Raw genomic sequence first — 26,959 nt, 5'->3', positions numbered from 1 at the left:
CAATCCGGATGGACCGCCGAATCCTGCCGCCGTCCGGGAAAACCGCACCCACTCACGTACGGCAGGAGCGGGGGACCCAGGTAAGCCGCCGATCCGGAATCCGGAACGGCTCGGGGTTAAGTCGCATTCCCATGCGGCCGGGCATCTCCAGCCCGAACCCGACAGCTCACCTCGCAGGCGACGGAGAGGAATTCGTCATGCCCGCAAAGGGTAAGCACCGTCGTCCCAAGTCCAGTTCGCTGACGCGCAGTTTCGTTGCCGCGGGCACCGGTGGCGCCGCGCTCATGATTCCGGTGATCGGGGCGACCGCAGCAAGTGCCGCTCAGCCGGCGACGCCGCAGCTCGCCAAGAAAGTCACGGCGGTTTCCGCGTCCGCTACCGCGAAGAAGGCCGCTCCCAAGACGTACACCGTCGTCGCGGGGGACTCCCTGTCGGAGATCGCGGACGACCTCTCCGTGCGCGGCGGTTGGAAGCAGCTGTACAAGGACAACAAGAAGGCCATCGGCGACAACCCCCGCCTGATTCGTCCCGGCCTCAAGCTGACGATCGGTGCGAAGGCCAAGGCGCCTGCCTCGTCCGAGCGGGCCAGCCGCTCCGAGGCGCGGACCAAGCTGCCCAGCAAGAAGCCCGCGGCAAAGGCCAAGAGCTACTCCAATGACCTCGACGGCTGGATCAAGGAATCCCTGGACGTCATGGCCCGGCACGGCATCCCCGGCTCGTACGACGGCATCCACCGCAACATCATGCGCGAGTCCTCCGGCAACCCGCTTGCCATCAACAACTGGGACTCCAACGCCCTGGCCGGAACGCCGTCGAAGGGCCTTCTTCAGGTCATCGAGCCGACCTTCCTGGCCTATCACGTGCCCGGCACGTCGATGGACGCCTATGACCCGGTCGCCAACATCACCGCCGCGTGCAACTACGCCGCCGACCGCTACGGATCGATCGACAATGTGAACGGACCGTACTAAGGAAGCCGGGCCGAGCCGTCAACTGGTCGGTGAAGGCGTGTTGTTCGCGTTGATAGTTGTGTGCGCGGCCTTTCCGGGTCCCAAGTACGCGCAGTAACGTGGCTGAAAAGCGCTGTGCCGGGGGGACTTTGATGGCTCAGTACAACTACGCCTTGCCCGCAATCGCCGCACTCATCGGCGTGCCGCCGATCGTCAAGGTGGTCCGGCGGTCACTGAGACTGGATCTCGCCTGGCGCAGCGGGCTTTCCGCAGAAGCACGCTGTCTCGAGGCCTTCGAGACGGAAAAGAAGGACAACGAGGGCGGCCGCACCCGCGTGCGGCACCGCATCTACGAGTTCACCACGCGCCAGGGCAGGACCGTCCGCTTCGAGGAGCGGGACGGTCCTGTTCTGGCTGTTCCGGGTGACATCGTCGTCGTCCACTATTCGCCCCGCCGCCCGGAGCGGGCCACGGCGCGTCCGCCCGCCCCCGTCAAGAACTGGGTCAAGGCGGCAGGGGCAGTGGGGGCCATCCTGCTCGGCATCGGACTGTTCGCCTACCTCGGCACGGTCCCCAGCGACGAATGAACGGCAGTGCCCCGGGACTGAGCAAGTCGTACTGGGCTCCCTGACCGGGCCTTACTGGGTCGCCGTGACGATGCAGCGGCGTAGCTCCTCGACCGCCTCCGGGACACCCTCGACCGTCACTCCGGCCGGCTCGCCGGCGCCCTCCCAGTTCCACATCCAGCGCAGCACTGCCGTGGGCGGGCCGCTCACGGTCACGTCGGCCGCGTCGTCGCCGGCGCCGCTGTCGGCGCCGCCGTCGACGGCAAACAGCCCCGGGCCGGTCCGCACCCGCCACGCCGCTCCGTCGGTCCGCACCGTGTACGTCCGGCCCGGTGAGCCGGCCAGGATGTCGGTGAAGTAGTCGCCCCACCCGGCGACGCTGTACGCCACGAAGACCGTGAGCAGCTCGTCGATGCCGTCGATGGCGAGGTCGGCCGGAACCGGCGAGACCTGCTGCCCGGTGCCGAGCTCGGCGTCGATGCGGTGGATGACTGTCTCCTGCGCCATCCGCCGGATCCAGAAGCCGACCGTCTGGTCCGGCGTGTACCAGGAGCCGGCCGGATCCTCCGGCTTGCGGGCGGCGAATTCGTCGAGCAGCCCGGCGTGCGCCCGGTCGAGCAGCGCGAGCGGCTCCTCGTCCGCGAACTCCTTCGGCGGCCACGGGTCGGGCTCGGCGCCCTCCCGCATGGCGAGGGTCTTGTGCAGGTACACATCGGCGACGTGGCGGGTCAGATCGGCCACGGTCCAGCCGGGACAGCTCGGCACCGGCGCGCGGAGGTCGGTCGGCACGACGGCCCGCAGGCGGGCGAAGTCGGCCGCGAGGCAGTCGAGAAAGCGGGAGTACTCCATGCCGATGAGTTCAGCACATGCACGACTCGTTGGGTCCCTCGGGCAGCGGACCGGCGGCGGACCGCCATGCCGGACGCGGCCTGATCCCAAAGGCAGGCCCTAGCGGGACTGGATGGTCGACGGCCGGGCGAGCGGCCGCTCTCGGCCGGGCAGGCCGATGCGCCAGGTGAAGAGCACGGTCATCGCCGCGCAGATCAGTGCGAAGAGGAGGACTCCGACCCCGACTTCGCCCCGTGCGAAGTAGGAGAACGCCGCCACCGTGAACACGCCGGAGGCCAGTCCGAAGGCCGATCCGAGCATGGGCACCGCGCGATCCGCAGGCAACGCCGCCCCAACGGCCAGCGCGACGCTCACCAGGACGTCAGGGACGACAAAGGCCTCGTCGACATCGCGTACCAGCAGGTTGAGCAGGGTCCCCAGGCTGATGAAGACAGCCGCACAACGGCCGTGGACAAGGGACGTGCGCATGGTGCGCCTCCTTCGATCCGGCGTGCTCGACCCGACGGCGCTCACCGCCGTCATGACCGGGCGACTTGTCTACAGCGTAGACACGCGGGGAGCGGCCTGTCTACGGCGTAGACGCAATGCTTGAATGAGGCATGGCCAGGGCCCGCTTCCTCACACCCGAACTGATCGTCCGTACCGCGCTGGACGTGAGCGACCGTGGCGGCGCGGAAACCATGACGATGCGCCGCATCGCCGCGGAACTCGGGTGCGATCCCATGGCCCTCTACCGGCATTTCGCGAACCGTGAGGCGCTCCTCGACGCCGTCGCCGACCTGGCCGTCGCCGACGTGGCGGTCCCCGACTCGTCGATGGCATGGGACGACCGCGTCCGGGCGATCGGGGAGGCCATCCGCGACGCCGCGCTGCGGCACCCCGGGATCACGGCGCACCTGGCCGCCCGCCCTCCCGTGGGGGAGAACGGGCGGCGCATCGCCGCGGGCGTGCTGGGCGCGCTCGAAGCGGCCGGGCTGCCGCCGGCCACGGCGGTGCAGAGTTTCCAGACGCTCGTCGCCTATCTGGCGTCGTCGCTGGCGATGGCGGTCCAGGCGGGCGTACGCGACCGGCGCTGGGAGCAGGTCCGCGACATGGTGAACGCGCTGCCCGTGGCGGCCGCACCGGGTGAGGAGTTGTTCGTCGTCGGTTCGGTCGAACAGTTCCGTTTCGGAATGCGGCTGCTGCTCGCCGGTATCAAGGCGGAGGCGGCGGCGGTGAGTTGAGCCCTGCTGACTGCCCAGGGCTGCGGGTCGAACGCCCGGAGCTGCGGGCTACCTGCCCAGAGCGGCGAGGCCGGTCCGCAGGTCCTCCGTGTTCATGACCGGCGTGTAGGAGACCTTGGCGCCGAACTCCAGGAAGAACGGCTCCGAGAGCTTCGGCATCAGTGACGAGTCCTGCAGGTCGAAGATGATGTACGCCGTACGATCGCCGTCGCGGGTGGTGAAGTACGCGGCCTCGGGGTGTATGGCCTCCAAGGCAGCCTCTATCGACTTCCCCAACGTGCCATTCCTGATGGCCTGGTTCGACGCCTCTGTGTCCATTTGAACCGTCAACAGCGTCCTCATGGGTTCACCCCTTTCCGGCCGGGGCTGGCGCTCTTGGGCGCACCGGTCATACCCGGTCGCGCTACCACCAGGATCCCCCTCTTCCGCAGGCGGGACAACGCGGCGCCTGCTGGGGGTTGCCCGGGCGGAGTGCGGGAACTCATGCTGGACGACGACTCACTCCGGACGTGACGTCTCCGGACGTGAGGTGTTCGTCGGCGCCTGGAGGTTGCCGTGTCCAAGAACTCGGGCCAACCCCGCGGCAGTTGCACGTCCTGCACGCGCTGCGGACGCCGGCTGTGCGCCGTCTGGCAGGGGCCGCAGCGCATCGCACGCTTCGGCCGCAGCGTGCTGACCTACCGGTTCTGCCTGCGGCGCTCCGTGGCAGCGCTCGTGGTCGTCGCCGCTCTCCTGGTGGCCGGGGGCGTCTCGGGAGCACTGCTGCCGACAGGAGCGGCGGCTGTCGTCGTCACGCTGGCCTGGATGGTGAGTGCCCTGCGTGTGCTGCGGCTGGACGCTGCCGCTCCAGGGCCCGGCGGCGGGCCGGGCGGGGATGGCGCCGGGGTCCGGGAGCCCCGTCGCCCCAGGCCGGGGCGGCCCTCCGACATCGTCAGTCTGCCCCTGCCGGAAGACCCGCCGGGCGGGAGTTCCGCCATCGGGTGACGCCTGCCGGTCCTATTCCGTGACGCCTGCCGGTCCTATTCGGCGATCTCGGTCCGTTCCCACCATTCGTAGACGGGCAACGATCCCTCCGGGCTGTCCTGATGCCGCGACGTGATCTTGAAATGTTCGTACCCGCCGCGGTGCGGAATCTTCAGCTCTTGTCCGGGAGGCGTGATCGGGACGATCCGCTCGTGCAGATCCTCCGGACCTCCCTCAAGGACTGCCTTGTTCGTCATGACACCAGTCTCCTCCGCGTACCGGCACTCGCACCTCGGCGGTGCGGGGCCGCTGGCAGGGTCAGCCCGCTCACCTTCACCATTCCCGTCGCTTTCGTGATCGGCGCGGCGCATCATGGTGGGCATGGCCAAGCCGACCATCCTGACCGTCGACGACGATCCAGGAGTCTCTCGAGCCATCGCCCGCGACCTGCGGCGCCGGTACGGCGACCGGTACCGCGTGCTGCGCGCGCCCTCGGGCGAAGAGGCGTTGGCGGCGTTGCGCGAGGTCAAGCTGCGTGGCGAGCCGCTCGCCGTGATGATCGCCGACTACCGCATGCCGACGATGAACGGCGTGCAGTTCCTGGAAGCGGCCATGGATCTCTTCCCGCTGGCCAGACGGGTGCTGCTGACGGCGTACGCGGACACGGGCGCAGCCATCGACGCGATCAACATCGTCGATCTCGATCACTATCTGCTCAAGCCCTGGAGTCCGCCGGAGGAGAATCTCTACCCGGTGCTCGACGCGCTGCTCGAGGTGTGGGCGACAGCGCCCGACCCGGATTCGGGGGAGACACGGGTCGTCGGGCACCGCTGGTCCGCGCCGTCCTTCGCCGTACGGGAATTCCTCGCCCGCAACCTCGTGCCCTACATCTGGATCGCAGCGGACGACCCCGAGGGCAGGCGGCTGCTGGATGCGGCCGGACTCAGCGCCGACGACGTACCGCTGGTGATCACGGCCGAGGGCAAGACCCTGCAGGCGCCCACCGAGGCCGAACTCGCCGCCCAGGTCGGCCTGAGCACCACCCCGTCCGCCGACTTCTACGACGTCGTCGTCATCGGCGCGGGCCCCGCAGGGCTCGGCGCCGCCGTGTACGCCGCCTCCGAAGGGCTGCGTACGGTGCTGGTGGAACGCAGCGCGACCGGCGGACAGGCAGGTCAGAGCAGCCGGATCGAGAACTATCTGGGCTTCCCCGACGGAGTGTCCGGCGCGCAGCTGACGGACCGGGCACGTCGGCAGGCCACTCGCTTCGGCGCCGAGATCCTCAGTGCGCGCGAAGTGGTGTCACTGGAGGCGGCAGGGGCGGGCCGGGTGCTGCGTTTCAGTGACGGGACCTCGATCGGCGCGCACACCGTCGTCCTCGCCACCGGGGTGTCGTACCGGCGGCTGGACGGGCCCGGCCTCGACGATTTCACTGGAGCGGGCGTGTTCTACGGCTCGGCCGCCTTCGAAGCGGCCAGTTGCACCGGCGAGGACGTGTACATCGTCGGCGGCGCCAACTCCGCAGGCCAGGCCGCCGTCTATTTCTCCCGCTACGCCGACCGCGTCCATCTCCTCGTCCGTGGCGCGGACTTGACCCGGGGAATGTCGCACTACCTGGTGCAGCAGATCGACGACATCGCCAACATCCAGGTTCACCCCCACACCGAAGTGGCGGGCGGCGAGGGCGAAGGGCATCTGGAGCGCCTGATCCTGCGCGACAACCGCACGGGCACTGTCACCACGGCGGATGCCTCCTTCCTTTTCGTCTTCATCGGTGCCGAACCGCCCACGCAGTGGCTCGAGGGCGTCGTCACCCGTGACGAGCGTGGCTTCGTGCTGACCGGTCCCGACCTGCTGTCCGGAGGAGCGCGCCCCGCGCGATGGCCGCTGGCACGGGACCCGTACCACCTGGAGACCAGCGTGCCCGGTGTCTTCGCCGCCGGTGACGTGCGGGCCGAATCGGTCAAACGGGTCGCATCCGCGGTGGGGGAAGGGGCCATGGCCGTCTCCCTGGTGCACCGCTACCTGGAGGCGCAATGACTGCCCCGGACAATGGCCCGAGTGTGCGCGACAAGCTCACCGCGGCCGACCTGAAGACGCTGTTCCTCTTCGAGGCCCTCGACGACAAGCAGCTGGCCTGGCTCGCCGACCGTGGCCGCGTCGAAGTGCGGCCGGGCGGGAAGCCCGTCTATGTCCAGGGCGAGGACGCCACCTGCTTCTTCGTGCTCCTCGGCGGCACGGTCGCCATGGTCCGCCGTCTGCACGGTGACGACATCGAGCTCACCCGCACCGACCAGAAAGGCGTGTACGCCGGAGCCACCCAGGCCTATCTCGGCGACCGGGTGGACCAGGCCTACACGAGCACGCTGCAGGCCATCACCGACGTCGAACTCTTCGTGCTGCCCGCGGACGAGTTCGGCCACGCCGTACGCACCTGGTTTCCCATGGCACTGCATCTGCTCGAGGGCCTCTTCTTCGGCACCCGCGCCAGCAACACGATCATCGGCGAACGCGAACGCCTGGTCGCGCTCGGCTCGCTCACCGCCGGACTGACCCACGAGCTCAACAACCCGGCGGCGGCGGCCGTGCGCGCCACCGACACCTTGCGCGACCGGGTGACCAAGATGCGCCACAAGCTGGCCCTCATCGCCGACGGCCGGGTCGACGGCACACGGTTGCACCACCTGGTCGAGATGCAGGACGAGGCCGTGAAGCGCGCCTCCAACGCGCCCAAGCTGTCGGCGATCGAGGCATCCGACGCCGAGGACGACGTCACGGACTGGCTCGAGGACCACGAGATCGACCGGGCCTGGGACATCGCCCCTGTCCTGGTCGCCGGCGGCCTCGACCCTGCCTGGCTGTCCCAGGCGACCGACAGCCTGGGCGGCGAGAACCGGCAGGCCGCGGTGGGCTGGCTGACGTACACCATCGACACCGAGCTGTTGATGGGTGAGATCGAGGACGCCGTCAATCGCATCTCGGGCCTCGTGGACGCGGCACGCCAGTACTCCCAGCTCGACCGCGCCGCTCAGCAGCCGGTCGATGTCCATGAACTCCTCGACGCCACCCTGGTGATGATGCGGGCCAAGATCCCTTCGGCGGTGCGGGTGGTGAAGGAGTACGACCGGGATCTGCCGCCTGTCCCCGCGTACGGCGCGGAGCTCAACCAGGTCTGGACGAACCTCATCGACAACGCACTCGGCGCGATGAACGGCAGCGGCACCCTCACGATCGTCACCTGGCGCGAGGGCGACCACCTCTATGTCGAGGTCCGTGACACCGGTTCCGGCATCCCGGCCGACATCCGTCCGCGGATCTTCGAGCCCTTCTTCACGACGAAACAGGTCGGCGAGGGGACCGGCCTGGGCCTCGACATCTCGCACCGCATCGTGGTCAACAAGCACCACGGCGACATCCGGGTGACCTCGCAGCCGGGCGACACGAGATTCCGCGTCTGCCTGCCGATCACACGTGCCCCGGACGACGCCGGACCTGCTGACGAAGGTGCGTAGCGGACCTGCTGACGAAGGTGCCTAGCTCCAGCTCTGGTTGTAGTGCATGCGGAATTCGCGGCGGTCCTGTGCCGACCAGATGGCACGGGTCGCGATGAGCCCGGTGAGACTGATGACGATCACGACGATTCCCGGTGCGACGGCACGGGAGTCGATGATGCTGGAGACTCGCGGACCGTTCGCCTGCCCGGGCACCAGCGGTGCATTCGCGCCGTTGCCGGCGGGCTGCGAGGCCGCCGGGTTCGGCGGTGCCTGGCCCGTGTCGGCGGCCGGCGGAGTGGTGCCGGTCAGGCTCACTCCGAGTTCCGCCATGGCCTTGGTCACGGGCTGGAAGAAGGTCGTTCCGCCGCTTCGGCAGTCGCCGTCGCCGCCGGAGGTGACGCCGAGCGCGAAGCCCTGTGCGAAGAGCGGACCGCCGCTGTCTCCGGGTTCGGCGCAGACGGTGGTTTCGATCAGTCCGGCTACGGTGCCTTCGGGGTAGTTGACCGTGGCGTTGACGGCGGTCACCTTGCCGTCGCGCAGGCCGGTGGTGCTGCCGCTGCGGAAGACCTGCTGGCCGACGAAGGGCTCGGCGGCGCCGTTGATCTGCACCCCTTGGCCGTTGCCGATGTTGACGGTGTTGCTGATGTTGGGGACCTGGCCGTTCTGGTACTGGACCAGGGCGTAGTCGGCGCCCGGGAAGCGGCTCGTGGTGGTGGGGCCGAGTTCCTGGTCTCCTTGGGTGAACCAGGTGGTGCCGGCGGGGCCGCAGTGTCCGGCGGTGAGGATGAATGTCTCCGTGCCGTTGGTGACGTTGTAGCCGGCGGAGCAGCGGCTGCCCTGGGCGAGGATGGGTTCGGCGGCGTTGACACGGGTGGTGAAGGTGCCGGTGGTGCGCTGCATCCGAACGAACGCGCCGAGCTCCTTGGCGAAGTCGGACATACGTGACCAGTCGGCGGCCGAGACGGTTCTGTCGGCCTGCACCACGATCTCGTTGGACGCGTAGTCCATCGCCCAGGCGGTTCCGGGTACGCGTGGTGCGTCGCTCAGTGACTCGGTCGCCGAGCGGAGCCTTTGCATGTTGTGCCGCACGACTTTGGCGCGTGCCCCGGCTTCCTTGACCTCGGCGGCCGCGTCGGCGTCGGTCACAGCGACGACCGGCTGCCCGTCCGCGCCGATCCAGGTGCCGGCGGTGCGCGAGTCGCCGAGTTCGGAGACGAGCCGGGTGCCGAGCGCGTTGTTCTGGGAGCCGCTGCTCGCGCCTCCTGGCGGGGCGGAGGGCTCACTCGCGACGGCATTCGACACCATCAGTCCGCCGCAGACCAGTCCGCCGACGGCCGCCAGTTGGACGATTGCGTGCAGCCTGCGCCGTGCGTGCCTCATCCGCGGCCCTTTCTGTCATACCGAGTCGGCGCTGTCCGAGACGCCGGGCGCCCGGCGGGCGCTCTCCTCTCATACGTGGGGTGCCGCCCGAGGGTTCACCGTGACCGCGGGATGTCCGGTACCGGCCCGTCTTGACGCGATGCCGTCGGCTCGGTACGTACATACCTGACGCTTTGGTATGGACCAATGCTGATCACGTCCGGCACGCCCGAATCCGCGCTCGTTCCCCCACACGGGAGGCAGAGACAGCCATGCGAAGATCGTTGGCGCTGGTCATCACACTCATCGGAACGTTCGTGCTGTTCCTCGCCCCACCCGCCGCCGCGGCCACACCGACGGCGGCGTTCTCGAAGACCCAGACCTGGGAGGGCGGTTACCAGGGCGCCTACACCGTCACCAACGGCGGCAGCACGGCGCTGAACGGCTGGACCGTCGAGTTCGACCTCCCCTCAGGCACGTCGCTCGGCGCGTACTGGGACGCGCTGCTCACCCAGAACGGCAGCCACTACACCTTCAAGAACCGCGAGTACAACGGAGCGGTGGCGCCCGGCGCTGCCACCGCGTTCGGCTGGGTGTCCTCAGGGACCGGCGAGCCGTTGAACTGCCGGCTCAACGGCTCGCCCTGCGCGGGCGGTTCAGGCGGCGGCGACACCACCGCGCCGAGCGTGCCGTCCGGAGTGCAGGTCGGCTCCGCGACCGGTTCGTCCCTGACGGTGAGCTGGACGGCGTCGAGCGACGACTCGGGCACGGTCGCGGGCTACGAGGTCTCCCGCGACGGCGGCGCACCCGTCTCCGTGACCGGCACCTCCTACGCCGCCACCGGACTGCAGAGCAGCACCAGTTACGCGTTCCGCGTGCGGGCCAAGGACGCCGCCGGCAACGCCTCCGCGTACAGCGCGGCGGTCAGCGGCACGACGAGCACCGGCGGCAACCCGTCGCCCGGCGGGGTGCGCACCGCACCGTACGTCGACATGGGCGCATGGCCGACCCCGAGCATGCCCGCCATGGCTTCGGCGAGCGGTGTGAAGAGCTACACGATGGCTTTCGTCACCGCGTCGGCCTGCAAGGCGATGTGGTTCAACGCCTATGACCCGCGCGCCGGTTGGGCCAAGGACCAGGTCGACGCCATCCGGGCGGGCGGCGGAGACATCAAGATCTCCTTCGGTGGGGCCAGCGGCATCGAACTGGCCCAAGCCTGCGGTTCGGTCGACGCGCTGTTCGCCGAGTACGACGCGGTCGTCAACGCCTACGGCCTCACCTACGCCGACTTCGACATCGAGGGAGCGGCCACCGCCGACCCGGTCTCCGTCAACCGCCGCTCCCAGGCGCTGGCACGCCTGCAGCAGGCCCATCCCGGTCTGCGGATCTCCCTCACGCTTCCCGTCCTGCCCGAGGGGCTGACCGCGGACGGCCTCGGCGTGGTCAGATCGGCACGGGACGCGGGGGTGAACCTCGACGTCGTCAACGTCATGGCGATGGACTACTACCGCGACGTCGACTACGGCAACGCGGCAGTACAGGCCGCGCAGAGCACATTCACCCAGCTCAAGTCGCTCTACCCGGCCAAGAGCGATGCCCGGGTGTGGGCGATGGTGGGTGTGACGCCGATGCTCGGCCAGAACGACGACGGCCGCATCTACAACCAGGACGACGCACGTCAGCTGGTCACCTTCGCTCAGGGCAAGCACCTCGGGCTGCTCGCCTTCTGGGAGATGACGCGCGACCGTAACGCCTGCACGGGCGCGCTCTACATGTGCACGAACATCCCGCAGTCCCCGTACGAGTTCTCACGCATTTTCGCCCCGTACAACGGCTGACATGGACGCAGCGTGAAGGAGTGCGCCCCGGTCCCGGCGGAGACCGGGGCGCTTCCCGGTGTCGCCGTCGAGGCGACGACGATGTCACTGACGCGACACGTTCGCGATCAGCTTCGCCATGTTGGCCGCGTAGGCGGACGTGCTGATCCCCCATGGGCGTTCGCGCGGCTGGTACGGGAGTTCCTGTGGCGGATCCTGCGGGTTGTACGGCGAGGTGTCGTGTACGTCGCCGACGTGCTTGCTCATATACGCCTGACCGTCGTACGGCGTCCTGGAACCCGGCCCCGTGTAGGGGTTGGTGACCGCGTCGATGGGCGTCAGCCAGTAGTTCTTCGAGCCGAGGTCGTCCACCAGGGCCGCCGCCTGTTCGTCGGTCACCACGGGCAGGGGCAGTGCGGCGTCCCGGAACAGGTCGGTCAGTTCGAGGTCGCGCAGGGAGAAGTAGCGCGGCAGTGGGATTCGTGCGCCGGGGGAGAGGGGCGACCTGGCGCGAAGGTCCGCCACCTCGGCCGGTGTCAGCGCGGCCAGTTCCTCGTAGGTGCTGCGCAGTCCGGCGATGTCGATGGCGCGTCCGGCCGAGTAGTGGCTCAGCGTGTTCTTGTGGTCGTGGTCGAAGTAGTACGCGCCGTTGTGGATGTTGGAGCCGAAGCGGTGGGTGAACCGCGCGCGGTTCGTGCCCAGTTCGACGAAGGTCGGGTGGGTGCGCCCGGCCAGGAGAGGGTTCTCCGCCATCTGCTGCTCGGTGAGCCGGCAGCTCTCGAGCCAGGCGATGGCCTCGGGCACCCGGGCGAGGTAGGCACTGTTGCCGGTCAGCCGGAAGTAGTGGAAGAGCTGACGGACGTTGGTCTGGGTGGTGTGGGTGGCCAGCGCGCGCGGCTCGTATGACCGTGCGCCCGCAGGTGCTCCCGCGAGCCGGCCCTTGGCGTCGCGTGACAGGTGCTGGAGTCCCCAGCCCGCCTGCGGCCCGGTCTGCTGCATGCGCCGCAGACAGGACATGGCGCGGACCACCGGTCGGACGAGGTCGCGCCGGCCGAGCGTGGATATGCACATGAGCAGGAACTTGATGTTCTCGCCCAGCACGTCGTCGTTGAAGGTGACCTGCTGGGTGTATTCGCCGTCCTCCATGCCGTGCTGAACGTCGCGCGGCAGCCACGCGGGACGCTTCTGGGGCCAGGGCATCCGGCTGACCGAACCAGCGAAGGCGGGGAAGCGCTGCGGCCAGCCGCCGTCGGCCGTTCCGCCGCTGAACTGGGACGTGAGCATGAAGCTGATGGCCCGGTCCAGCGCCCGCTTGAACCGCGGGTCGCGGCGTTCCGCGTACAGCCGCAGAATCAGCTGGGCCGCGGCCGATGTGCCCGCGTCGTCGAAGGTCGCGTTGCCGTAGTAGTGCTGGAACTCCTCCAGCCGCCACCCGTTGGCGCCGATGGTGTCGTACCAGTCGCGCAGGGACTCCTCCCCGGCGAAGTCGTGGATGTAGTTCCATCCGCCGACCGGCAGTTGGGCCTCGACGAGCGCGAGACCGGTCCGCTCGGCCGCCCGGTAGCAGGCCTCTTCTCCCGTCGCGTGGTAGGCGTCCAGCATGCTGTGCCCCACCGACGGGGTGCCGGGCGGCTGGACCCAGCACATGGTCCGCTTGGCCTCCATCTCGCCCCAGGTGACGGAGAGATCCGGCAGGTAGTTCCATACGTAGGCGCCCCGGTAGGAGACATGCTCGTCCATGAAGACGGCCGCGCGTCTCATCGCGCGGACGGTTTCGGAGCGGCGTGTGGGCGCTGTTGCGGCTTCTGCGGTCCCGGGCCCGAGCAGGGTCACGGCCGGGGCCGCGAGCAGCGGGGCGACGGCCAGTTGGGAGAACGTGCGGCGGCTCAAGGGCTTCTTCATGCGGTGAAGTGCCTTTCTCGCGTTGTTCAGTCCGTTGAACATAGTTGTGGCGTTCAACGAAGTGGAACGTAGTGAGAGGCCGTCCACCTTTCAAGTATGTGGACAATGATTTCGTATCCGAACTTCCAGGGACTGGCTCCCGCGCAAGGGCTGTTCGTGATCCACCTGTCCGCCCGGGATACTGGTCAGTCCTGGATCGACTCGCTGACCACGAGGGGCGGACATGGCGGACGACGCGCGCACGAACGGCAGTTGGGGACCCGGCGGGGGTGGGCGTCATGCCGTCGTCGTCGGGGGCAGCATGGCGGGACTGCTGGCGGCACACGTGCTGTCCGAGCACGCGGACAAGGTGACAGTCGTCGAACGGGACCGGTATCCCGAGGGCCCAGAGCCGCGTGCGGGCGTGCCGCAGGGCAGGCACGCCCATGTACTGCTCGAAGGCGGGCAGATCGCGCTGGAAGCCCTACTGCCCGGCTTCATGGCCGAGTTGAACGCCTCGGGCGCGCCCCGGCTCGGCCAGCCGGCGGACATGGTGCAGTGGCAGAGCGGCCGCTGGTTCCGGCGTACGGCGCCGACGTCGTACATCTACACCGGCTCCCGCGGACAGATCGAGCATCTGGTGCGCGCCCGCGTTCTGGCCAACCCCGCGATCACGACGGTCACAGCGACCGAGGCCGTCGGGCTGCTCGGTGACGCCTCGCGAGTACGGGGCGTGCTCCTGCGCAAGCGCGGCGAGGGCTCCCGGGCCAACGGACAGGAGCCGCAGGCGGTCCCGGCCGATCTGGTGGTCGACGCCTCGGGAAGCGGCTCGCGCGCCTCGCAGTGGCTGTCGGAACTCGGCGCCGAGCCCCCGGAGGAGGAGATCATCGACACCGGTCTCGCCTACGCCTCGCGCTACTACCGCAACAAGAACGACAACCTCGGCTCCGACTCCCTCGGGTACTTCGTCTTTCCCAATCCGGCGCAGGTGTACGGCGGCGGGGTGCTGCCGCTGGAGGACGGCCGCTATCTGGCGATCCTGTCGGGCCTGCGGGGCGACGAACCGCCCACGGACGAGGACGGGTTCACCGCTTTCGCCGCCCGCTTCCCGCATCCCCTGATCCACGACTGGCTGCTCGAGGCCGAGCCGGACACACCGCCCTTCGGCTTCCGCCAGACGTCGAACGTCCGCCGCCGGTACGACCGTCCGGGCCCCCGCCCCGCCGGCTTCCTCGCGACGGGCGACGCGCTGTGCACGTTCAACCCGATCTACGGACAGGGCATGGCGGTCGCCGCGATGAGCGCGGTCGCCTTGCGGGACGCGCTGACCGATGCGCGGCGTACGCCGACGACGCGGGCGGTCCAGCAGGCGCTGTTTGAGGCCTCGCGCCAGGCCTGGGACATCTCGGCCGGCGCGGACAAGAAAATGCCGGGCGCGGAAGGCAACGCGGTCACCACGCGAGCGGTGGACCGCGCCGCCGGCTGGTACCTGAAGCGCGTCCAGCAGCGGTACCCGGGCGACCCGGTCGTGGGCCCGGCCTTCCGCTCCGTACTGACCTTGACATCGCCGCTCACCTCGCTGTTCGCACCGAAGGTGGCGAGGGCGGTGCTGTTCGGGCCCGTCCCGAAGACGCCTGCCGAGCCGCCGATGACACGGGAGGCGGCGGGTGACTGAGCGGCCGCGTTCGTCAGGGCTGCTCGGACTCCGGGATCAGATGCATCGCCGCCTCTTCCGCCGAGGCGGCGCCGTCGATGCCGATGTCGCTGGCGACCATGTCCTTCTCCAGGTCGGCGTGCGCCCCCTCGTCCGGGGCCACGAGCCGGCCGGCGCGATCCGCTCCGACCTCTTCGTCGATCAGCTCGCCGTCGGTGTCCCAGGCGTCTCCCAGACCGTCGCCGGTGGGAACGGGGATGTCCGGCGTTTCCTCGGCCAGCCGCTCGTCAAGGCTCTCGCCATGGTGCTGCTCCGACGCCGTGGTGCCCGGCCGTTCCACGGCCCACGGCCGCTCCGGCGGTGAGTAGCCGTCGGAGAGGATCTGCAGCGCGGGATCCTCGAGCGTGTCCTCGGCATCCAGCAACCCCGCGTCGTCCTGTACCTCGGACCCGTCCGGCTGATAGACGTCGTCACCCATGGAGCTCTCGCTCATGTCTCCTCCTTACGGCTCCGCACGGCCCCGTACTTTCAGTCTCCGCCAGGATCCGGCACAGGGCAGCCCCGTGGCGGGACTGTTCTCCGGGCTCCGGGTCCGAGATGTCATGCCGCCAGCGGGCGGCTGCCCGGGGTGATGGGGGCCGGGAGCAGGGTGGAGCCGGTCAGATAGCGGTCCGCGGCCGCGGCGGCGGCGCGTCCCTCCGCGATGGCCCACACCACCAGGGACTGGCCGCGTCCCGCGTCGCCCGCGACGAAGACGCCGCCGGCCGTGTTACGTGCCGCTCGTTCGGCGTGCCCGGTTGTTTCGGCCGTGAAATCGGCATCCCGGGCGAAGTTTCCCCGGCCGTCCAGCGTGAGCTCGAGCTGTTCGATCAGGCCGGTGTCCCGTTCGGGGCCACTGAAGCCGAGGGCGAGCAGCACCAGCTCCGCCGGGATCACCTGCTCAGTGTCCGGCCGCGGCGCTCTGGCCTCGGGTTCCACCTCTGTCAGGCGCAGGGCCCGCACATGGCCCGCCGTGTCCCCCTCGAAGCGGAGCGTGGCGGAGGAGAAGACGCGCGGATCGGTGCCGTGCCGCCCCCGCGCCTCGGCGTGGGCGTGGGAGATCCGGTAGACCTTCGGATGGACGGGCCAGGGCTCGGTGTCCGGCCGGGCGTCGCCAGGCTCCGGGTTGATGTCCAGCTGCACCACGGAGGCGGCGCCCTGGCGCAGGGCGGTGCCCAGGCAGTCCGAGCCGGTGTCGCCGCCGCCGACGATCACCACGGGCTTGCCCTCGGCGGTGACGGGGGAGGTGTCGTAGTCGCCCTGTGCGACCCGGTTGGCGAGCGGCAGGTAGTCCATGGCCTGATGGATGCCGTACAGCTCACGGCCGGGGACGGGGAGCTCCCGCCGCTCCATGGCTCCGACGGCGACGACCACCGCGTCGTAGCGCCTTCTGAGCTCGCCGGCGTCGAGATCGCCGCCGACGTCCACACCGGTACGGAACTTGGTGCCCTCGGCCCTCATCTGCTCGATGCGGCGGTCCAGGTGCCGTTTCTCCATCTTGAACTCGGGGATGCCGTAGCGCAGGAGTCCGCCGATGCGGTCGGCGCGCTCGTAGACGGCGACCGTGTGGCCGATGCGGGTGAGCTGCTGCGCCGCCGCCAGCCCCGCGGGTCCGGAGCCGATGACGGCGACGGTCTTCCCGCTGAGCCGCCCCGGCGGCTGCGGCGGCGCGTATCCGCGTTCCCAGGCCTGGTCGGCGATGGCCTGTTCGACGTTCTTGATCGTCACGGGATCCGCATTGATGGCCAGCACACAGCCGTCCTCGCACGGCGCCGGGCACAGCCGCCCGGTGAACTCGGGGAAATTGTTCGTCGCGTGCAGCCGCTCGGCCGCCGCCTGCCAGTCGCCGTGGGTGGCGTACGCGTTCCACTCCGGGATGAGATTCCCCAGCGGGCAGCCGCTGTGGCAGAACGGTATGCCGCAGTCCATGCAGCGCCCGGCCTGCTCCGACACCAGCGGAAGCAGCGCCTGCCCGGCGTAGACCTCGTGCCAGTCGCTCAGCCGTTCCTCGACGGGGCGCGGCGGGACGGGCCGCCGGGGGAACTTGAGGAAGCCGTGTGGGTCGGTCATGCGCCGCCTCCACACTCGTTCGCGGTGCAATACGGCGTTCTGGCCAGCCTACGCCTGCTTTGTTGCGGTTTAACCGGCCGATGGGCCCGGATGTGACGCGGGGCTACGTCCGCCGGACGGCTGCGCGCTGGCGCGCGGTTCGCACAGCGGCGGAGAGGTGGGCGATGTCGTACGCGCCGTGGTGGCGTACGCCGTTGATGAAGAAGGACGGTGTCCCGGAGACCCCGCTGAGGTCCGCCGACTCCACGTCCTCTGCCACCCGCCCGGCGCCGGTCCGCTTGCGCAGGTCGCGCTCGAAACGCGGGACGTCCAGGCCGATCTCCGCCGCATGGCGCACCAGATCAGCAGGCTTCAGGGCATCCTGGCGTTCGAGGAGAAGGTCGTGCATCCGCCAGAAGGCGCCCTGCGCGGCCGCAGCCTCGGACGCTTCCGCGGCCAGTTGGGCCCGGGGGTGGACGTCGGGCAGCGGCAGATGCCGCCAGACGTAGCGGACGTCGCCGAAGTCGGCGAGGAGTGCGCGGATGACGGGTTCCGCCTGACCGCAGTAGGGGCATTCGAAGTCGCCGTACTCGACCATCGTGACCGGAGCGTCCGGGCGCCCGCGGATGTGGTCCCGTTCTTCGTCGACGGGCGCGGCCAGGTCGACGATGCGCTCCGCCGCGCCCAGCAGCGCACGGAGCTGCATACGGCGGGGCAGCAGCCCGATCACGGCCGACACGGCCCAGGTGAGGGCGAAGGAACAGACGACGGCCGCGAGGATGCCGATCTTCGCGTCGTCCAGCTGGTCGCCGGTGAAGGCGAGGGTCGCGATGAGCAGGGACACGGTGAATCCGGTGCCCGCGATGGTGCCGCCGGCCGCCGTCGCGCCCCAGCCGACCGGCAGCCGCAGCCGTCCGCGGCTGACCCGGACTGCCAGCCATGACGCGCCCAGGACCGCGACCGGCTTGCCCAGGACGAAGCCGAGCAGGATGCCGAGCGTGACCGGTGAGCTCGCGGCCTCCGACAGCTGGGTCGTCCCGATCGGGATGCCGGTGTTGGCCAGCGCGAACAGCGGCACGATGACGTAGCTGGTCCAGGGGTGGTACATCCGTTGCAGCCGCTCGTTCGGCGAGATGGTCGATGCCAGTCCCTGCCGTACGGACCGTTCGAGCTCCGGTGTCGGCTGTTCCCGGAACAGCCGGAACAGGCCGCTCGCGTTCTCCAGGTCGCTTCGGGCCGCCGGATACGCGTACGTGAGCAGTCCCACGGCCAGACCGGTGACCACTGGGTCGACGCCGGACTTCAGCAGCGCCGTCCAGGTCGCGATGGAGAGCAGCGCGTACACCGGACCGCGGCGTACACCGGCGGCCCGCACCAGCAGAATGACGCCGAAGATGCCCAGCGCCACGAGAAGAGCGGCGACCTCGATGGTGTCGCTGTAGGCGACGGCGATGACGCCGAGCGCGACGAAGTCGTCGACGACGGTGATCGTGAGGATGAAGACGCGCAGTCCCGCCGGCAGGCGCTTGCCGAGCAGAGCGAGCATGCCGAGGGCGAAGGCGGTGTCCGTGGACATCGCGGCGCCCCAGCCGTGCACCGAGGCATGGCCGCTGTTGACGGCGAGGTAGACGGCCACCGGCACCAGCATCCCGGCGATGCCGACGACCAGCGGAAGCGTCACGCGCCGCCGGTCACGCAGCTCTCCCATGTCGAATTCGCGGCGCGCCTCGAGTCCGACGACGAAGAAGAACAGGGTCATCAGCCCGTTGTTGACCCACTCGCGCAGATCGAGCGACACTCCGCGGGAACCCAACTCGATCGACAGGTGCGTGCCCCAGAAGGCTTCGTACGAGCCGGGCCCGGTATTCGCCCAGACGAGCGCCGCCACGACTGCGGCCAGCAGGAAGGTGGCACTGCCGGTCTCCGTGCGCAGGAAGTCGCGCCACGGCGTTCGCATGTCGCTGCCGCAGACGGTCTGCCCGGACATCCCGCCGGCCGCTGAAGGTTCGCTCACTTCGCGATTCTCTCCCACGGGTGCCCGCGGCACCCGGCGGCCGGGTGCTCTCCATCTGCCGACGGTCCCGGCTCGCGCCGCCGCCCGGGCTCGTCCTGTGTCCGGGCGGCGGCGTCGAGTTGGTGGCGCGCGTTCGTGAGCGGTGGGTCGGGCCTGATCAGCTCGTGTCCTCGCGGTTGCCACCGGCCGGGGACGCGGCCGCCGAGCGCGAGCCGACGAGGAGCAGACACAGCACCGCGACTCCGGCGATGCTGCCCGCCAGGACGAGCAATGGGTCGAGCGGTCGAGCTGAACCCGCATTGCCGGCCGCGATCGTGGGCTGAGCGGGGCCGGCCGGTACGGCGGTCTGTGCGGTGGACGGCGTGGCGCTGCCGGCGGCGGGTGCGGCAGCCGCCGACTCGCCGGCGTGCTGGTGGGCGGACGGGACGGCCGATGCGGGGATGCGAGGTGAGGGCGTCGTGACGGGGACGGAGTGACGGTGCTGGTGGGTCGGCGGCGCGGGGGCCGGCGGCGCGGGGGCCGGCTTGCGTGTGGCGGCGGCCTTGACCACGAGCTGCCCCGTCATGCCGGGGTGCACCGTGCAGACGTAGCCGTACGACCCGGGGACGGTGAAGGTGTGGCTCCAGGTTCCGCCCTTGTTGAGCATGGGGGACTGGACGGATTCCGGGCCCGAGGTCGTCTTCACGTCGTGCGGGGCGCTGTCCCGGTTGATCCAGGTGACGGTGTCCCCGGCGGTGATGGTGAGGGTGCGGGGGCCGAACGCATAGCCGGACATGACGACTTGGTGACTGGCGGCGGAGTGGGCGGCGGGAGCATCGAGAAAGGTGAGGGTGCTCGCGAAGAGCAGGGCGGCGAGCAGTACGCGCGGGATTCGGGCGGTCAGGCGGGGCATGTGAACTCCGCGGCGACGAGCAGACGCAGTCGGTCTGCGGGGCGGATGCGGGACAGAGTGAAGCCGGTCGTACGGCGCAGTGGGCCATAGGGCAGCCGAAGGGTGCCCAGTGCGAGGAGCCGGTCGTCGGTGCACTCGACCACGCGCAGCGTCAGTGCAGCCGGGACGGACGGGACGGTGGTGTCGCCCGTGGCCAGTTCGCCGGGAACGCGTAGCAGCCGGGAGCCCTTGCCGTCCGGCTCGATACCGGTGCTGACGAACGAGAGCTCCTCGCCGCCGAGTGCGTCGCCGGTCAGCTTCAGGCTGAGGACGCAGTCGTCGGGCGACGGTGCGACGGTCAGGACGGCCTCGTCCGCGGTGAGCCGGCGGCGCAGGGTGACCAACGGGCCGAGCCGGGCGGTGAGTTCGACGATGCAGCGGTCGCCGGCGGCTGTGTACGTGCCGGGGCGGGGAAGCCGGGAGTGGCCCTCGGGGACGGGCGGGTGGGCGGCGGTGGGGAGCGTGTCGGTGTTCATGTGCCAGCACCTCGGTGGACGGGGGAGGGACAATGACGGCGGTGGGGGGGGGGGGGGGGGGGGGGGGGGGCGGGGGCCCCCCCCCCCCCCCCCCGCCCCCCGCCCCCCCCCCCCCCCCCCCCCCCACCCCCCCCCCCCCCAACCCCCCCCCCGGGGGGGGGGGGGGGGGGGCGTTGGGTTTTTGCTCCCCCCCCCCGGGGGGGGGGGGGCGCCCCACGGGGGGGGGGGGGGGGCCCCCCCCGGGCCGCCCCCCCCCCCCCCCCCACGTCTTGTCCGTCCCGGTCAGCAGGAGTTGGTGAGGTACTTCTCGGTCGGCGCGAGCAGATGCTCGGCCCAGACGGTGTGCGTCTTCACGTACTGGTCGGGATTGAGGATGTCCTGGACCTGCTGGCCGGGCGACGCCTCCAGGTGGGCTGATTTGACGTGCTGGAGGAGCACGCTGAGGGTGTCGTCGGCGATGGCGCCGCTGCCGTTCACGGCCGGAGTGAGGATCGATTCGATCCAGACCGTGTGCATCTTGATGTAGCTGTCGAGCTTGAGCGCGTCCTGGACCTGCTGACCCGGAGACTGTTCCAGGTGGGCCTTGTTGAGGTGCTGCAGGATGGGCATGAGGACCTGCTGGACGCTTTGGCACTGCTCGTCGCCGCCGCCTCCGCCGGTCGTACCGCCCGAACTGCTGCCGCCGGAGGTGCCTCCGGACGAATCACCACCGCCGTGGCCACCGGACGTACCGCCGCTGTGGCCGCCCGACGTACCTCCGGAGCTGCCGCCCGAGGCCGAACCACCGGAACTCGAACCACCGGAGGCCGAACCACCGGAGGCCGAGCCGCCGCCCGTGCTGCCGGAGTCGTCGGGCACCACGGTGATCGACGCCTTCATGTCCGGGTGCACGGCGCAGTAGTACTCGTACGTCCCGGCCTCGGTGAAGGTGTACGACCAGCTGTCGCCCTGCTGCAGCGTGCCCGAGTCGAACTTCGCGGGGCCGCTGGTCGTGGTGACCGTGTGCGGAGCGGAGTCCTTGTTGATCCACGTCACGGTCTGGCCGACCTTCACGGTGAGCGTGGGCTGCTTGTACGCCATGCCCGTGATCTCGATCGTGTAGTCGGCCGCCTTGGGCTGCGCGGCCGCCGGGTGGGCCTGCTCGGGGTGGGCCTGGGCGGCCGGGGCCGCCATGGTGGGGCCGGGTGCCCCACTCGCCGCCTGGAGGAGTCCCAGACAGGCCACGGCTGCGAGGGAGGCGCCCAGGCCGCCGGCCAGTAGTGCGCGGTTGCCGCGGCGGGAGCGCGGCTCGAGCCGCGCGCCGGGGGCGGCGGTGTTGTCAGGGTGCATGAGTGTGTGTCTCCTTGCGTGCTGAGAGGGCTGACAGAGCGGGACGGGGCAGTGCGCGGGTCAGCGGCCCGGGTTGGCCGTGACCAGCAGACTCGTCGCGGCCAGTACGGCGATGACGAGCCCCGTCTCCGCCGCGACCGAGTACACGAAGGGCCGTACGGTGGCGCGGTCTCCGCGCAGCAGTACGGCGATGTCGAGCCGGGTTCGCACCCAGCGCCGGCTGAGCTGGGCGATGAGCAACACCGCTGCCAGCAGCGCGAGTTTGAGCAGCAGGAGCCGCCCGTAGGCGGTGCCGAGCAGTGCGTCGAACGAGCCGACCACCTGCCAGGCCAGTACGGTTCCGGCCACCGCGATCGCCGCGACGGACAGGCCTGCGAGTGTGGAGTAGCCGGAGACGGCGGCCGACAGTTCCGTCGGGTGGCGCCGCGGCAGTACACCGAGCAGCAGCAGCGTGAGGCCGCCCAGCCACAGCGATACGCCGAGCAGATGCACCATGTCGGCGGCGGCCCCCCAACCTGGGTGGTCGCCCTCGGAGTTGTGGCCGGCCATGCCTGTCGTACGGAGCAGCCCGAAGCAGACGACGGCAGCTCCGACCCGCCACCCCGGCGACCGCGCCGTCCGCTGGCCGCCCTGCAGGAGCGCGGTCAGTACGACGGCGGCCAGCACCCACATCAGCGCCCGGCAGGCGAGCACGATGCCGACCTCGCTGTCCAGCAGCTGCTGGTACGTGGACACTTCGAGCGTGTCGCCGAGAGACCCGAATGCGCCGTACGCACCCTGCAGACCAGCTCCTGCCACCGTTGCGGCCAGCCCGCAGGCCCAGGCGGCGGCCAGAATCCGGCGGGTCCTGCGGTCGTTGGAGCCTTGTGGCCACAGCATCGCAAGGAAGGCCAGCCCTCCGACGAACAGGGCGAGGGCGAGATTGCCCGACCAGCGCGCGGCGGCCCAAGCCAGGTGCACGGGCCTGTCGGACGTTGCGGCGGTCTCCCGGCCGGTGTCTGCGGAGGGCTTGCCGGAGTCACCTGGCGCCGTATCGGCGCCGGCGGCCGCGCGAATCCGGAAGGAGAGGCTGCCGGAAGAGGCATGCCCGTCACTGCTGTCGCGAACCTGCCAATCAAGGTTCAGGCTGCCGGCGCCGGTCCTTGTTTTCGGTTCCGGGATGCCGACGGTGACAGCGGTCGGCTTGCCGGTGGCCGCTCGCTGCACGGTCAGCCGTTTGCCTTCGCTCGTGACGTGTACGTCGGCGGGGTCGACGGTCTCGGTGAAGGTGAGGACGACGGCATGCGGGGCGCGGGCCAGTTGTGCCCCGTTCTTCGGCGAGGAGGAAGCGAGTTCGGTATGGGCGGATGCGTTCGGAGCGAGCAGCAGCAGCGCCACGACAGCGCCAATCCCTGCGCTCAGGGCGCGTCTTCTCATGGCTTCGGCTCCTCTGTCCGCGGCGCGAGCGAGGGTGTTGGCGTCACGCCGAGACAGAGTTCGGGAGCGTCCGGGGCGTCGGCCGGGTCGCCGATCAGCCCGCTGCCCGAATCGCCCGACAATCCACCGACGGGATTGTCCAGCAGCACAGAGGTCGAATCGAGCACGAATTCGAGAAGCGGCTGAGCGAGGTGCACCTGACCGTCCTGGCACGAGTCGCCGGGAGTGGGTGACGGATTTGGGGAAGGGGATGTCGGGGAATTTCCCGGGCCGGGTGAATTCCCCGGACCGTCGTGTCCGTCGTGCCCGCCCTGGTGATCGCCGTGGCTTCCGGCGCCTGTCCCGCCGTGCCCGGCCGGCACGTGGTCCGCGGGCAGTGCCCATGAGCCGTGCGAGGTGCCGGGTCCCGCGTTTCCGGGTGGAACTGCATGCCCGCCGGCGCCGGGGCTGCTCGGAGCGGTGGGTTCGGCGGGCGTCCGGCCGGCCGGCGGTGCCGCGGTTTCCGAGGTCCCGGAAGCCGGGGCGCCGATCCCCGAGGCGTACCCGAGGACGATGATCACTGCTGCGGTGAGTGCACCGGCGACGATCTCGTCTCGGTGATCTCCGGGCCAGGATGCCCTGGCGAAGAAGGACATGGCTTCTCCTGACAACTGCACGGGGACTGCACGTGCGCCAAGGACTGGGCACGTGGGCGTAATTGGGCCTGCACGCCGGCGGTGACGCCAAGGAGTGGAGCGCCGGTAGGATTCCCCGCGGCTACGCGTCAGTTAATGCGCCGTTTCATTGGCTCACTTGTGGACTCCGGGTCGTTGTGAGACAGGGTCATCCGTGTCGAATGCGCGCATTGCCGTCAGTGAAGAGGGTGTGAATTCGAACATCCAGGGCATTTTTCCTTCACGGAATTCCCTCGAATGCATATGTCGCGGAATTGGGCGAGGCCGACTCGCTTCCGGGCTCGCCCGTCGAAGCGTCCTGTCCGCCGGATGTCTGCCGGGCGCCTGCCGGATGTCCGCCGGGACGAGGCCGGTGTCGGGTGCGCGCCCATTGCCCGGGCCGCGCGCGCCCCAGTAATCTATGTTCGTCATACCGTTCGGCGATCGTGATTTCGAACAACCATCAACGACGATGAGAAAGGGCGGGCGAACGGCCATGGGACGCCTCGTACCCGCAGTGACCCGCGCTCTCGACATTCTGGAGCTCTTCCTCGACAGCGGCACCCTGTCGGCACCCGAGATCACCCGCAGCCTCCAGCTTCCCCGTACGACGGTCCATGAGCTGCTGACCACCCTCGCCGAGCGCAACTACCTCGTCCCGGTGCCGGATCAGCCGGGGCGCTACCGGCTCGGAGTGCGGTCGTACCAGCTCGGCAGCCGCTACGCGGAGCAGCTCGATCTCGCCGCCGAGGGCCAGCAGGTCGCCCGCAGCGTCGCCGAGACCTGCGACGAGACCGTGCACGTCGCGATCCTCGAAGGCGCCGACGTCATCTACATCGCCAAGGTCGACAGCACTCACGCCGTCCGTATGGTCTCGGCGGCCGGCCGCCGGCTGCCCGCACACTGCACCGCTGTGGGCAAGATGCTGCTCGCCATGCTGCCCGAGGCCGCGCTGGCGGACATCCTGCCCGAGGAGGGGCCGCTGCCCGCTCTGACCGGCAACAGCATCACCTCTCCCGAGGAACTGCGCCGCCAGCTGGCCGGCGTGCGCGAGAGCCGGATCGCCGTCGAGGAACGCGAGGCCAATCCCGACGTCAGCTGTGTCGCCGCGGCGGTGCGGGACTCCACCGGGCGGGTCGTGGCCGCGCTGAGCATCTCGGTGCCCACCATCCGCTGGAGCGAACAACGGCGCACTGAGCTGGCCGAGTTGGCGTCCAAGGGCGCCGGCGAGCTCTCCGCCCGGCTCGGACACCGGGGCAGCGCGTGATCCGCCCCGACGTCGCCGTGCACGAGGCCGCCGAGCTGGGCGAGGGCCCGACCTGGGACATGGCGAGCGGCCGGCTGATCTGGGTCGACGTCCTTTCCTCCCGCGTCCACACCTACGAACCGTCCTCGGGCCGTCGTACGGTCCTGGCCACCGAGCAGCATGTCGGCGCCGCCAAACCGCGGGCGGGTGGCGGGCTCGTCGTCAATCTCCGCGACGGCATCGGCCGGTACGACACCGACGGCCGCTTCTCCTGGCTGGTACGCGATCCGGTCCCCGGCCGCCGGGGCAATGACGCGGCAGTCGGCCCGGACGGCTCACTGTGGGCCGGAAGCATGCGCTACGACGAAGCACCGGGCGGCGGAACCCTCCTGCGGATCGGCGCGGACGGCGAGCCGGCGACCGTGCTCGACGACGTGGCCGTCAGCAACGGCACGGGCTGGAGCCCGGACGGCCGGCGGATGTACTACATCGACAGTCCGACCCGCCGCATCGACGTCTTCGACGTGTCCGGCTCCGAGGTGTCGGGGCGACGGCCGTTCGCCGCGATCGAGGCCGGCGCGGGCTTTCCCGACGGTCTGTGCGTGGACGTCGACGGCTGTGTCTGGGTGGCGCTGTGGGACGGCGCTGCGCTGCGCCGCTACACACCGGACGGCCGTCTCGACCGCACCTTGCCGGTGCCCGTGCGCCGCCCCACGGCCTGCGCCTTCGGCGGCGCCGGCCTGACCGACCTGTACATCACGTCGGCCAGAGTGGGTCACACCCCGCACCCGCTCGCGGGCTCGCTGCTGGTCGTGCCGGACGCCGGCCGGGGACTTCCCCAGCCGGCGTTCGCGGGCTGACCGCCTGAAGCGCCCCCCGCCGCTCCTGGACGGCTCAGCGCGTCGAGAAGGCGTGCACAGTCGTCGACCGGAGCACCGCGCCGGGGCGCAGCACCGTCGTCGGGAACTCCGGCCGGTTCGGCGAGTCCGGGAAGTGCTGGGACTCCAGACAGAAGCCGTCGCCCTGCCGGTAGAGCCGCCCCGAGGTGCCTTCCAGCGTGCCGTCGAGGAAGTTGCCGCTGTAGAACTGCATGCCGGGCTCGGTGGTGTACATCCGCATCACTCGTCCCGACGCCGGCTCCCCGACGGTCAGCGCGTACTCGGGACGGGCCGTGAGCCCCTTGTCCAGCACGAAGTTGTGGTCGATGCCCTTCCCGTACACGATCTGCGGGTGCGGCTCGCGCAGATCGGCGCCGATGGCCTTCGCCCGCCGGAAGTCGAACGGGGTGCGTGCCACCGTCGCGAGCTCGCCGGTCGGGATCAGAGTGGAGTCGACGGGCGTGTAGCGGGCGGCTGCCAGCTCCAGTGTGTGGTCGTGGACGCCGCCGCTCCCTTCACCGGCCAGCTGGAAGTAGGTGTGGCTGGTGAGGTTGACGACGGTGGCCCGGTCGGTGGTCGCCGCATAGTCGATCCGCCACTCACCGCCCGCGGTCAGGGTGTACGTGACCGTCACCCGCAAGGTCCCGGGATAGCCCGCCTCGCCGTCCGGGCTGACGTACCGCAGGACGAGACCGACGTCCGAGCCGTGGGTGAACGGCTCGATGTCCCACACCCGTTTGTCGAAGCCACGGTCGCCGCCGTGCAGGCTGTTCGGCCCGTCGTTCAGCGGCAGTTGGTAGCTGTGGCCGTCGAGGGTGAAGCGTCCCTTGGCGATGCGGTTGCCGTAGCGGCCGATGAGCGCGCCGAAGTACGGGGACTTGGCGACGTAGTCGGCGAGATTGTCGAAACCGAGTGAGACGTTGGCGTGCCGGCCACGGCGGTCCGGGATCTCCAGGGACTGGACGATCCCGCCGTACGAGAGGACCTTCAGCCGCGTCCCTCCGTTCGCGAGGGTCCAGCGGTACACCTTCGTGCCGTCGGCCAGCTGGCCGAAGAGCTCCCGGGACGGAAGCCTCCCGGACCAGGCGTGTGCCGTGCCCGTCGCTGTCAGGGTCGCGGCGGCTGCCGCCGCGCCCGCCAGTACGGTGCGTCTGCTCGTGCTCATGTGCGGC

The 26,959-nt window shown here is 70.3% G+C and carries 25 protein-coding genes and 1 riboswitch; of the genes, 10 read left to right on the top strand and 15 right to left on the bottom strand.

Annotation, left to right across the window (positions count from 1 at the left end; all coding sequences use genetic code 11):
• Positions 1-4 precede the first annotated feature (4 nt).
• A riboswitch (cyclic di-AMP (ydaO/yuaA leader) is annotated at positions 5-193 on the top strand.
• Between the two features lie 4 nt (positions 194-197).
• Both ACH4YL_RS00330 and ACH4YL_RS00325 read left to right on the top strand, forming a co-directional pair.
• On the top strand, positions 198-971 hold the full coding sequence (locus ACH4YL_RS00330; RefSeq protein WP_398503270.1) for a transglycosylase SLT domain-containing protein: 774 nt from the start codon (positions 198-200) through the stop codon (positions 969-971).
• Between the two features lie 131 nt (positions 972-1,102).
• On the top strand, positions 1,103-1,537 hold the full coding sequence (locus ACH4YL_RS00325) for a DUF3592 domain-containing protein (protein WP_398503268.1): 435 nt from the start codon (positions 1,103-1,105) through the stop codon (positions 1,535-1,537).
• 51 nt (positions 1,538-1,588) lie between these two features.
• On the opposite strand, the gene ACH4YL_RS00320 is transcribed toward ACH4YL_RS00325, so the two are convergent.
• Positions 1,589-2,365 carry a maleylpyruvate isomerase family mycothiol-dependent enzyme gene (locus ACH4YL_RS00320; protein WP_398503267.1) on the bottom strand — a complete coding sequence of 259 codons (777 nt, stop codon included), beginning with the start codon at positions 2,363-2,365 and terminating at the stop codon, positions 1,589-1,591.
• Between the two features lie 99 nt (positions 2,366-2,464).
• Positions 2,465-2,833, bottom strand: a complete 369-nt coding sequence (locus ACH4YL_RS00315; protein WP_398503266.1) for a hypothetical protein — start codon at positions 2,831-2,833, stop codon at positions 2,465-2,467.
• Between the two features lie 131 nt (positions 2,834-2,964).
• Here ACH4YL_RS00315 and ACH4YL_RS00310 point away from each other — a divergent pair, with 131 nt between their 5' ends.
• Positions 2,965-3,588, top strand: coding sequence for a TetR/AcrR family transcriptional regulator C-terminal domain-containing protein (locus tag ACH4YL_RS00310; RefSeq protein ID WP_398503264.1), 624 nt, complete (start codon positions 2,965-2,967; stop codon positions 3,586-3,588).
• A 48-nt stretch (positions 3,589-3,636) separates the two neighbouring features.
• Here ACH4YL_RS00310 and ACH4YL_RS00305 read toward each other — a convergent pair whose 3' ends face one another.
• Positions 3,637-3,840, bottom strand: coding sequence for a hypothetical protein (locus ACH4YL_RS00305; RefSeq protein ID WP_398503262.1), 204 nt, complete (start codon positions 3,838-3,840; stop codon positions 3,637-3,639).
• 303 nt (positions 3,841-4,143) lie between these two features.
• Between ACH4YL_RS00305 and ACH4YL_RS00300 the strand changes: the two genes are divergently transcribed.
• The gene (locus tag ACH4YL_RS00300; RefSeq protein ID WP_398503260.1) at positions 4,144-4,572 is read left to right on the top strand and encodes a hypothetical protein; all 429 of its coding nucleotides are present in this window, start codon (positions 4,144-4,146) and stop codon (positions 4,570-4,572) included.
• Between the two features lie 35 nt (positions 4,573-4,607).
• Here the strand turns inward: ACH4YL_RS00300 and ACH4YL_RS00295 are convergent, their stop codons facing one another.
• A complete protein-coding gene (locus ACH4YL_RS00295; RefSeq protein ID WP_398503258.1) occupies positions 4,608-4,808 on the bottom strand; it encodes a DUF5988 family protein in 201 nt (66 codons plus the stop codon).
• Positions 4,809-4,932: 124 nt separating this feature from the next.
• On the opposite strand from ACH4YL_RS00295, the gene ACH4YL_RS00290 reads away from it, so the two are divergent.
• Together ACH4YL_RS00290 and ACH4YL_RS00285 are read left to right on the top strand one after the other, a co-directional pair.
• Positions 4,933-6,591, top strand: a complete 1,659-nt coding sequence (locus tag ACH4YL_RS00290; protein ID WP_398503256.1) for an FAD-dependent oxidoreductase — start codon at positions 4,933-4,935, stop codon at positions 6,589-6,591.
• The gene (locus ACH4YL_RS00285; protein WP_398503254.1) at positions 6,588-8,063 is read left to right on the top strand and encodes an ATP-binding protein; all 1,476 of its coding nucleotides are present in this window, start codon (positions 6,588-6,590) and stop codon (positions 8,061-8,063) included. Before ACH4YL_RS00290 ends, ACH4YL_RS00285 begins: the two co-directional genes overlap by 4 nt.
• A 21-nt stretch (positions 8,064-8,084) precedes the next feature.
• Here ACH4YL_RS00285 and ACH4YL_RS00280 read toward each other — a convergent pair whose 3' ends face one another.
• Positions 8,085-9,425 carry a S1 family peptidase gene (locus tag ACH4YL_RS00280; RefSeq protein ID WP_398503252.1) on the bottom strand — a complete coding sequence of 447 codons (1,341 nt, stop codon included), beginning with the start codon at positions 9,423-9,425 and terminating at the stop codon, positions 8,085-8,087.
• Between the two features lie 251 nt (positions 9,426-9,676).
• On the opposite strand from ACH4YL_RS00280, the gene ACH4YL_RS00275 reads away from it, so the two are divergent.
• On the top strand, positions 9,677-11,242 hold the full coding sequence (locus ACH4YL_RS00275; RefSeq protein WP_398503250.1) for a cellulose binding domain-containing protein: 1,566 nt from the start codon (positions 9,677-9,679) through the stop codon (positions 11,240-11,242).
• Between the two features lie 84 nt (positions 11,243-11,326).
• Here ACH4YL_RS00275 and ACH4YL_RS00270 read toward each other — a convergent pair whose 3' ends face one another.
• Positions 11,327-13,123, bottom strand: a complete 1,797-nt coding sequence (locus ACH4YL_RS00270) for a pectate lyase (protein WP_398503248.1) — start codon at positions 13,121-13,123, stop codon at positions 11,327-11,329.
• A gap of 223 nt (positions 13,124-13,346) precedes the next feature.
• Here ACH4YL_RS00270 and ACH4YL_RS00265 point away from each other — a divergent pair, with 223 nt between their 5' ends.
• On the top strand, positions 13,347-14,777 hold the full coding sequence (locus ACH4YL_RS00265) for an FAD-dependent oxidoreductase (RefSeq protein ID WP_398503247.1): 1,431 nt from the start codon (positions 13,347-13,349) through the stop codon (positions 14,775-14,777).
• A gap of 13 nt (positions 14,778-14,790) precedes the next feature.
• Here the strand turns inward: ACH4YL_RS00265 and ACH4YL_RS00260 are convergent, their stop codons facing one another.
• The 8 genes from ACH4YL_RS00260 to ACH4YL_RS00225 all read right to left on the bottom strand — a co-directional run bounded on the left by ACH4YL_RS00260 (position 14,791) and on the right by ACH4YL_RS00225 (position 23,207).
• On the bottom strand, positions 14,791-15,249 hold the full coding sequence (locus ACH4YL_RS00260; protein WP_398503245.1) for a DUF5709 domain-containing protein: 459 nt from the start codon (positions 15,247-15,249) through the stop codon (positions 14,791-14,793).
• Positions 15,250-15,356: 107 nt separating this feature from the next.
• Positions 15,357-16,865 carry a glutamate synthase subunit beta gene (locus tag ACH4YL_RS00255; RefSeq protein WP_398503243.1) on the bottom strand — a complete coding sequence of 503 codons (1,509 nt, stop codon included), beginning with the start codon at positions 16,863-16,865 and terminating at the stop codon, positions 15,357-15,359.
• Positions 16,866-16,968: 103 nt separating this feature from the next.
• Entirely contained in the window at positions 16,969-18,831 is a 1,863-nt protein-coding gene (gene nhaA, locus ACH4YL_RS00250) for a Na+/H+ antiporter NhaA (RefSeq protein WP_398504332.1), read from the bottom strand.
• A gap of 184 nt (positions 18,832-19,015) precedes the next feature.
• The gene (locus tag ACH4YL_RS00245) at positions 19,016-19,750 is read right to left on the bottom strand and encodes a plastocyanin/azurin family copper-binding protein (RefSeq protein WP_398503242.1); all 735 of its coding nucleotides are present in this window, start codon (positions 19,748-19,750) and stop codon (positions 19,016-19,018) included.
• Entirely contained in the window at positions 19,738-20,265 is a 528-nt protein-coding gene (locus tag ACH4YL_RS00240; RefSeq protein ID WP_398503240.1) for a hypothetical protein, read from the bottom strand. Before ACH4YL_RS00240 ends, ACH4YL_RS00245 begins: the two co-directional genes overlap by 13 nt.
• Positions 20,266-20,547: 282 nt before the next feature.
• Positions 20,548-21,594, bottom strand: a complete 1,047-nt coding sequence (locus ACH4YL_RS00235; protein ID WP_398503238.1) for a plastocyanin/azurin family copper-binding protein — start codon at positions 21,592-21,594, stop codon at positions 20,548-20,550.
• Positions 21,595-21,654: 60 nt separating this feature from the next.
• Positions 21,655-23,010: a copper resistance CopC/CopD family protein gene (locus ACH4YL_RS00230; RefSeq protein WP_398503237.1), complete on the bottom strand. Its 1,356-nt coding sequence runs from the start codon at positions 23,008-23,010 to the stop codon at positions 21,655-21,657.
• Positions 23,007-23,207 carry a hypothetical protein gene (locus ACH4YL_RS00225; RefSeq protein ID WP_398503235.1) on the bottom strand — a complete coding sequence of 67 codons (201 nt, stop codon included), beginning with the start codon at positions 23,205-23,207 and terminating at the stop codon, positions 23,007-23,009. The genes ACH4YL_RS00230 and ACH4YL_RS00225 overlap by 4 nt, the downstream gene beginning before the upstream one ends.
• A gap of 952 nt (positions 23,208-24,159) precedes the next feature.
• Here ACH4YL_RS00225 and ACH4YL_RS00220 point away from each other — a divergent pair.
• Positions 24,160-24,930: an IclR family transcriptional regulator gene (locus tag ACH4YL_RS00220; RefSeq protein ID WP_398503233.1), complete on the top strand. Its 771-nt coding sequence runs from the start codon at positions 24,160-24,162 to the stop codon at positions 24,928-24,930.
• On the top strand, positions 24,930-25,769 hold the full coding sequence (locus ACH4YL_RS00215) for an SMP-30/gluconolactonase/LRE family protein (protein ID WP_398504330.1): 840 nt from the start codon (positions 24,930-24,932) through the stop codon (positions 25,767-25,769). The genes ACH4YL_RS00220 and ACH4YL_RS00215 overlap by 1 nt, the downstream gene beginning before the upstream one ends.
• A gap of 34 nt (positions 25,770-25,803) precedes the next feature.
• On the opposite strand, the gene ACH4YL_RS00210 is transcribed toward ACH4YL_RS00215, so the two are convergent.
• Positions 25,804-26,952, bottom strand: a complete 1,149-nt coding sequence (locus ACH4YL_RS00210) for an aldose epimerase family protein (protein WP_398503231.1) — start codon at positions 26,950-26,952, stop codon at positions 25,804-25,806.
• Positions 26,953-26,959 lie beyond the last annotated feature (7 nt).

Origin of the sequence: Streptomyces sp. NPDC020681 (assembly GCF_044334895.1) — a bacterium.
In the GTDB taxonomy this organism is placed as follows: domain Bacteria; phylum Actinomycetota; class Actinomycetes; order Streptomycetales; family Streptomycetaceae; genus Streptomyces.
This window is presented reverse-complemented; position numbering and strand designations above follow the sequence as displayed.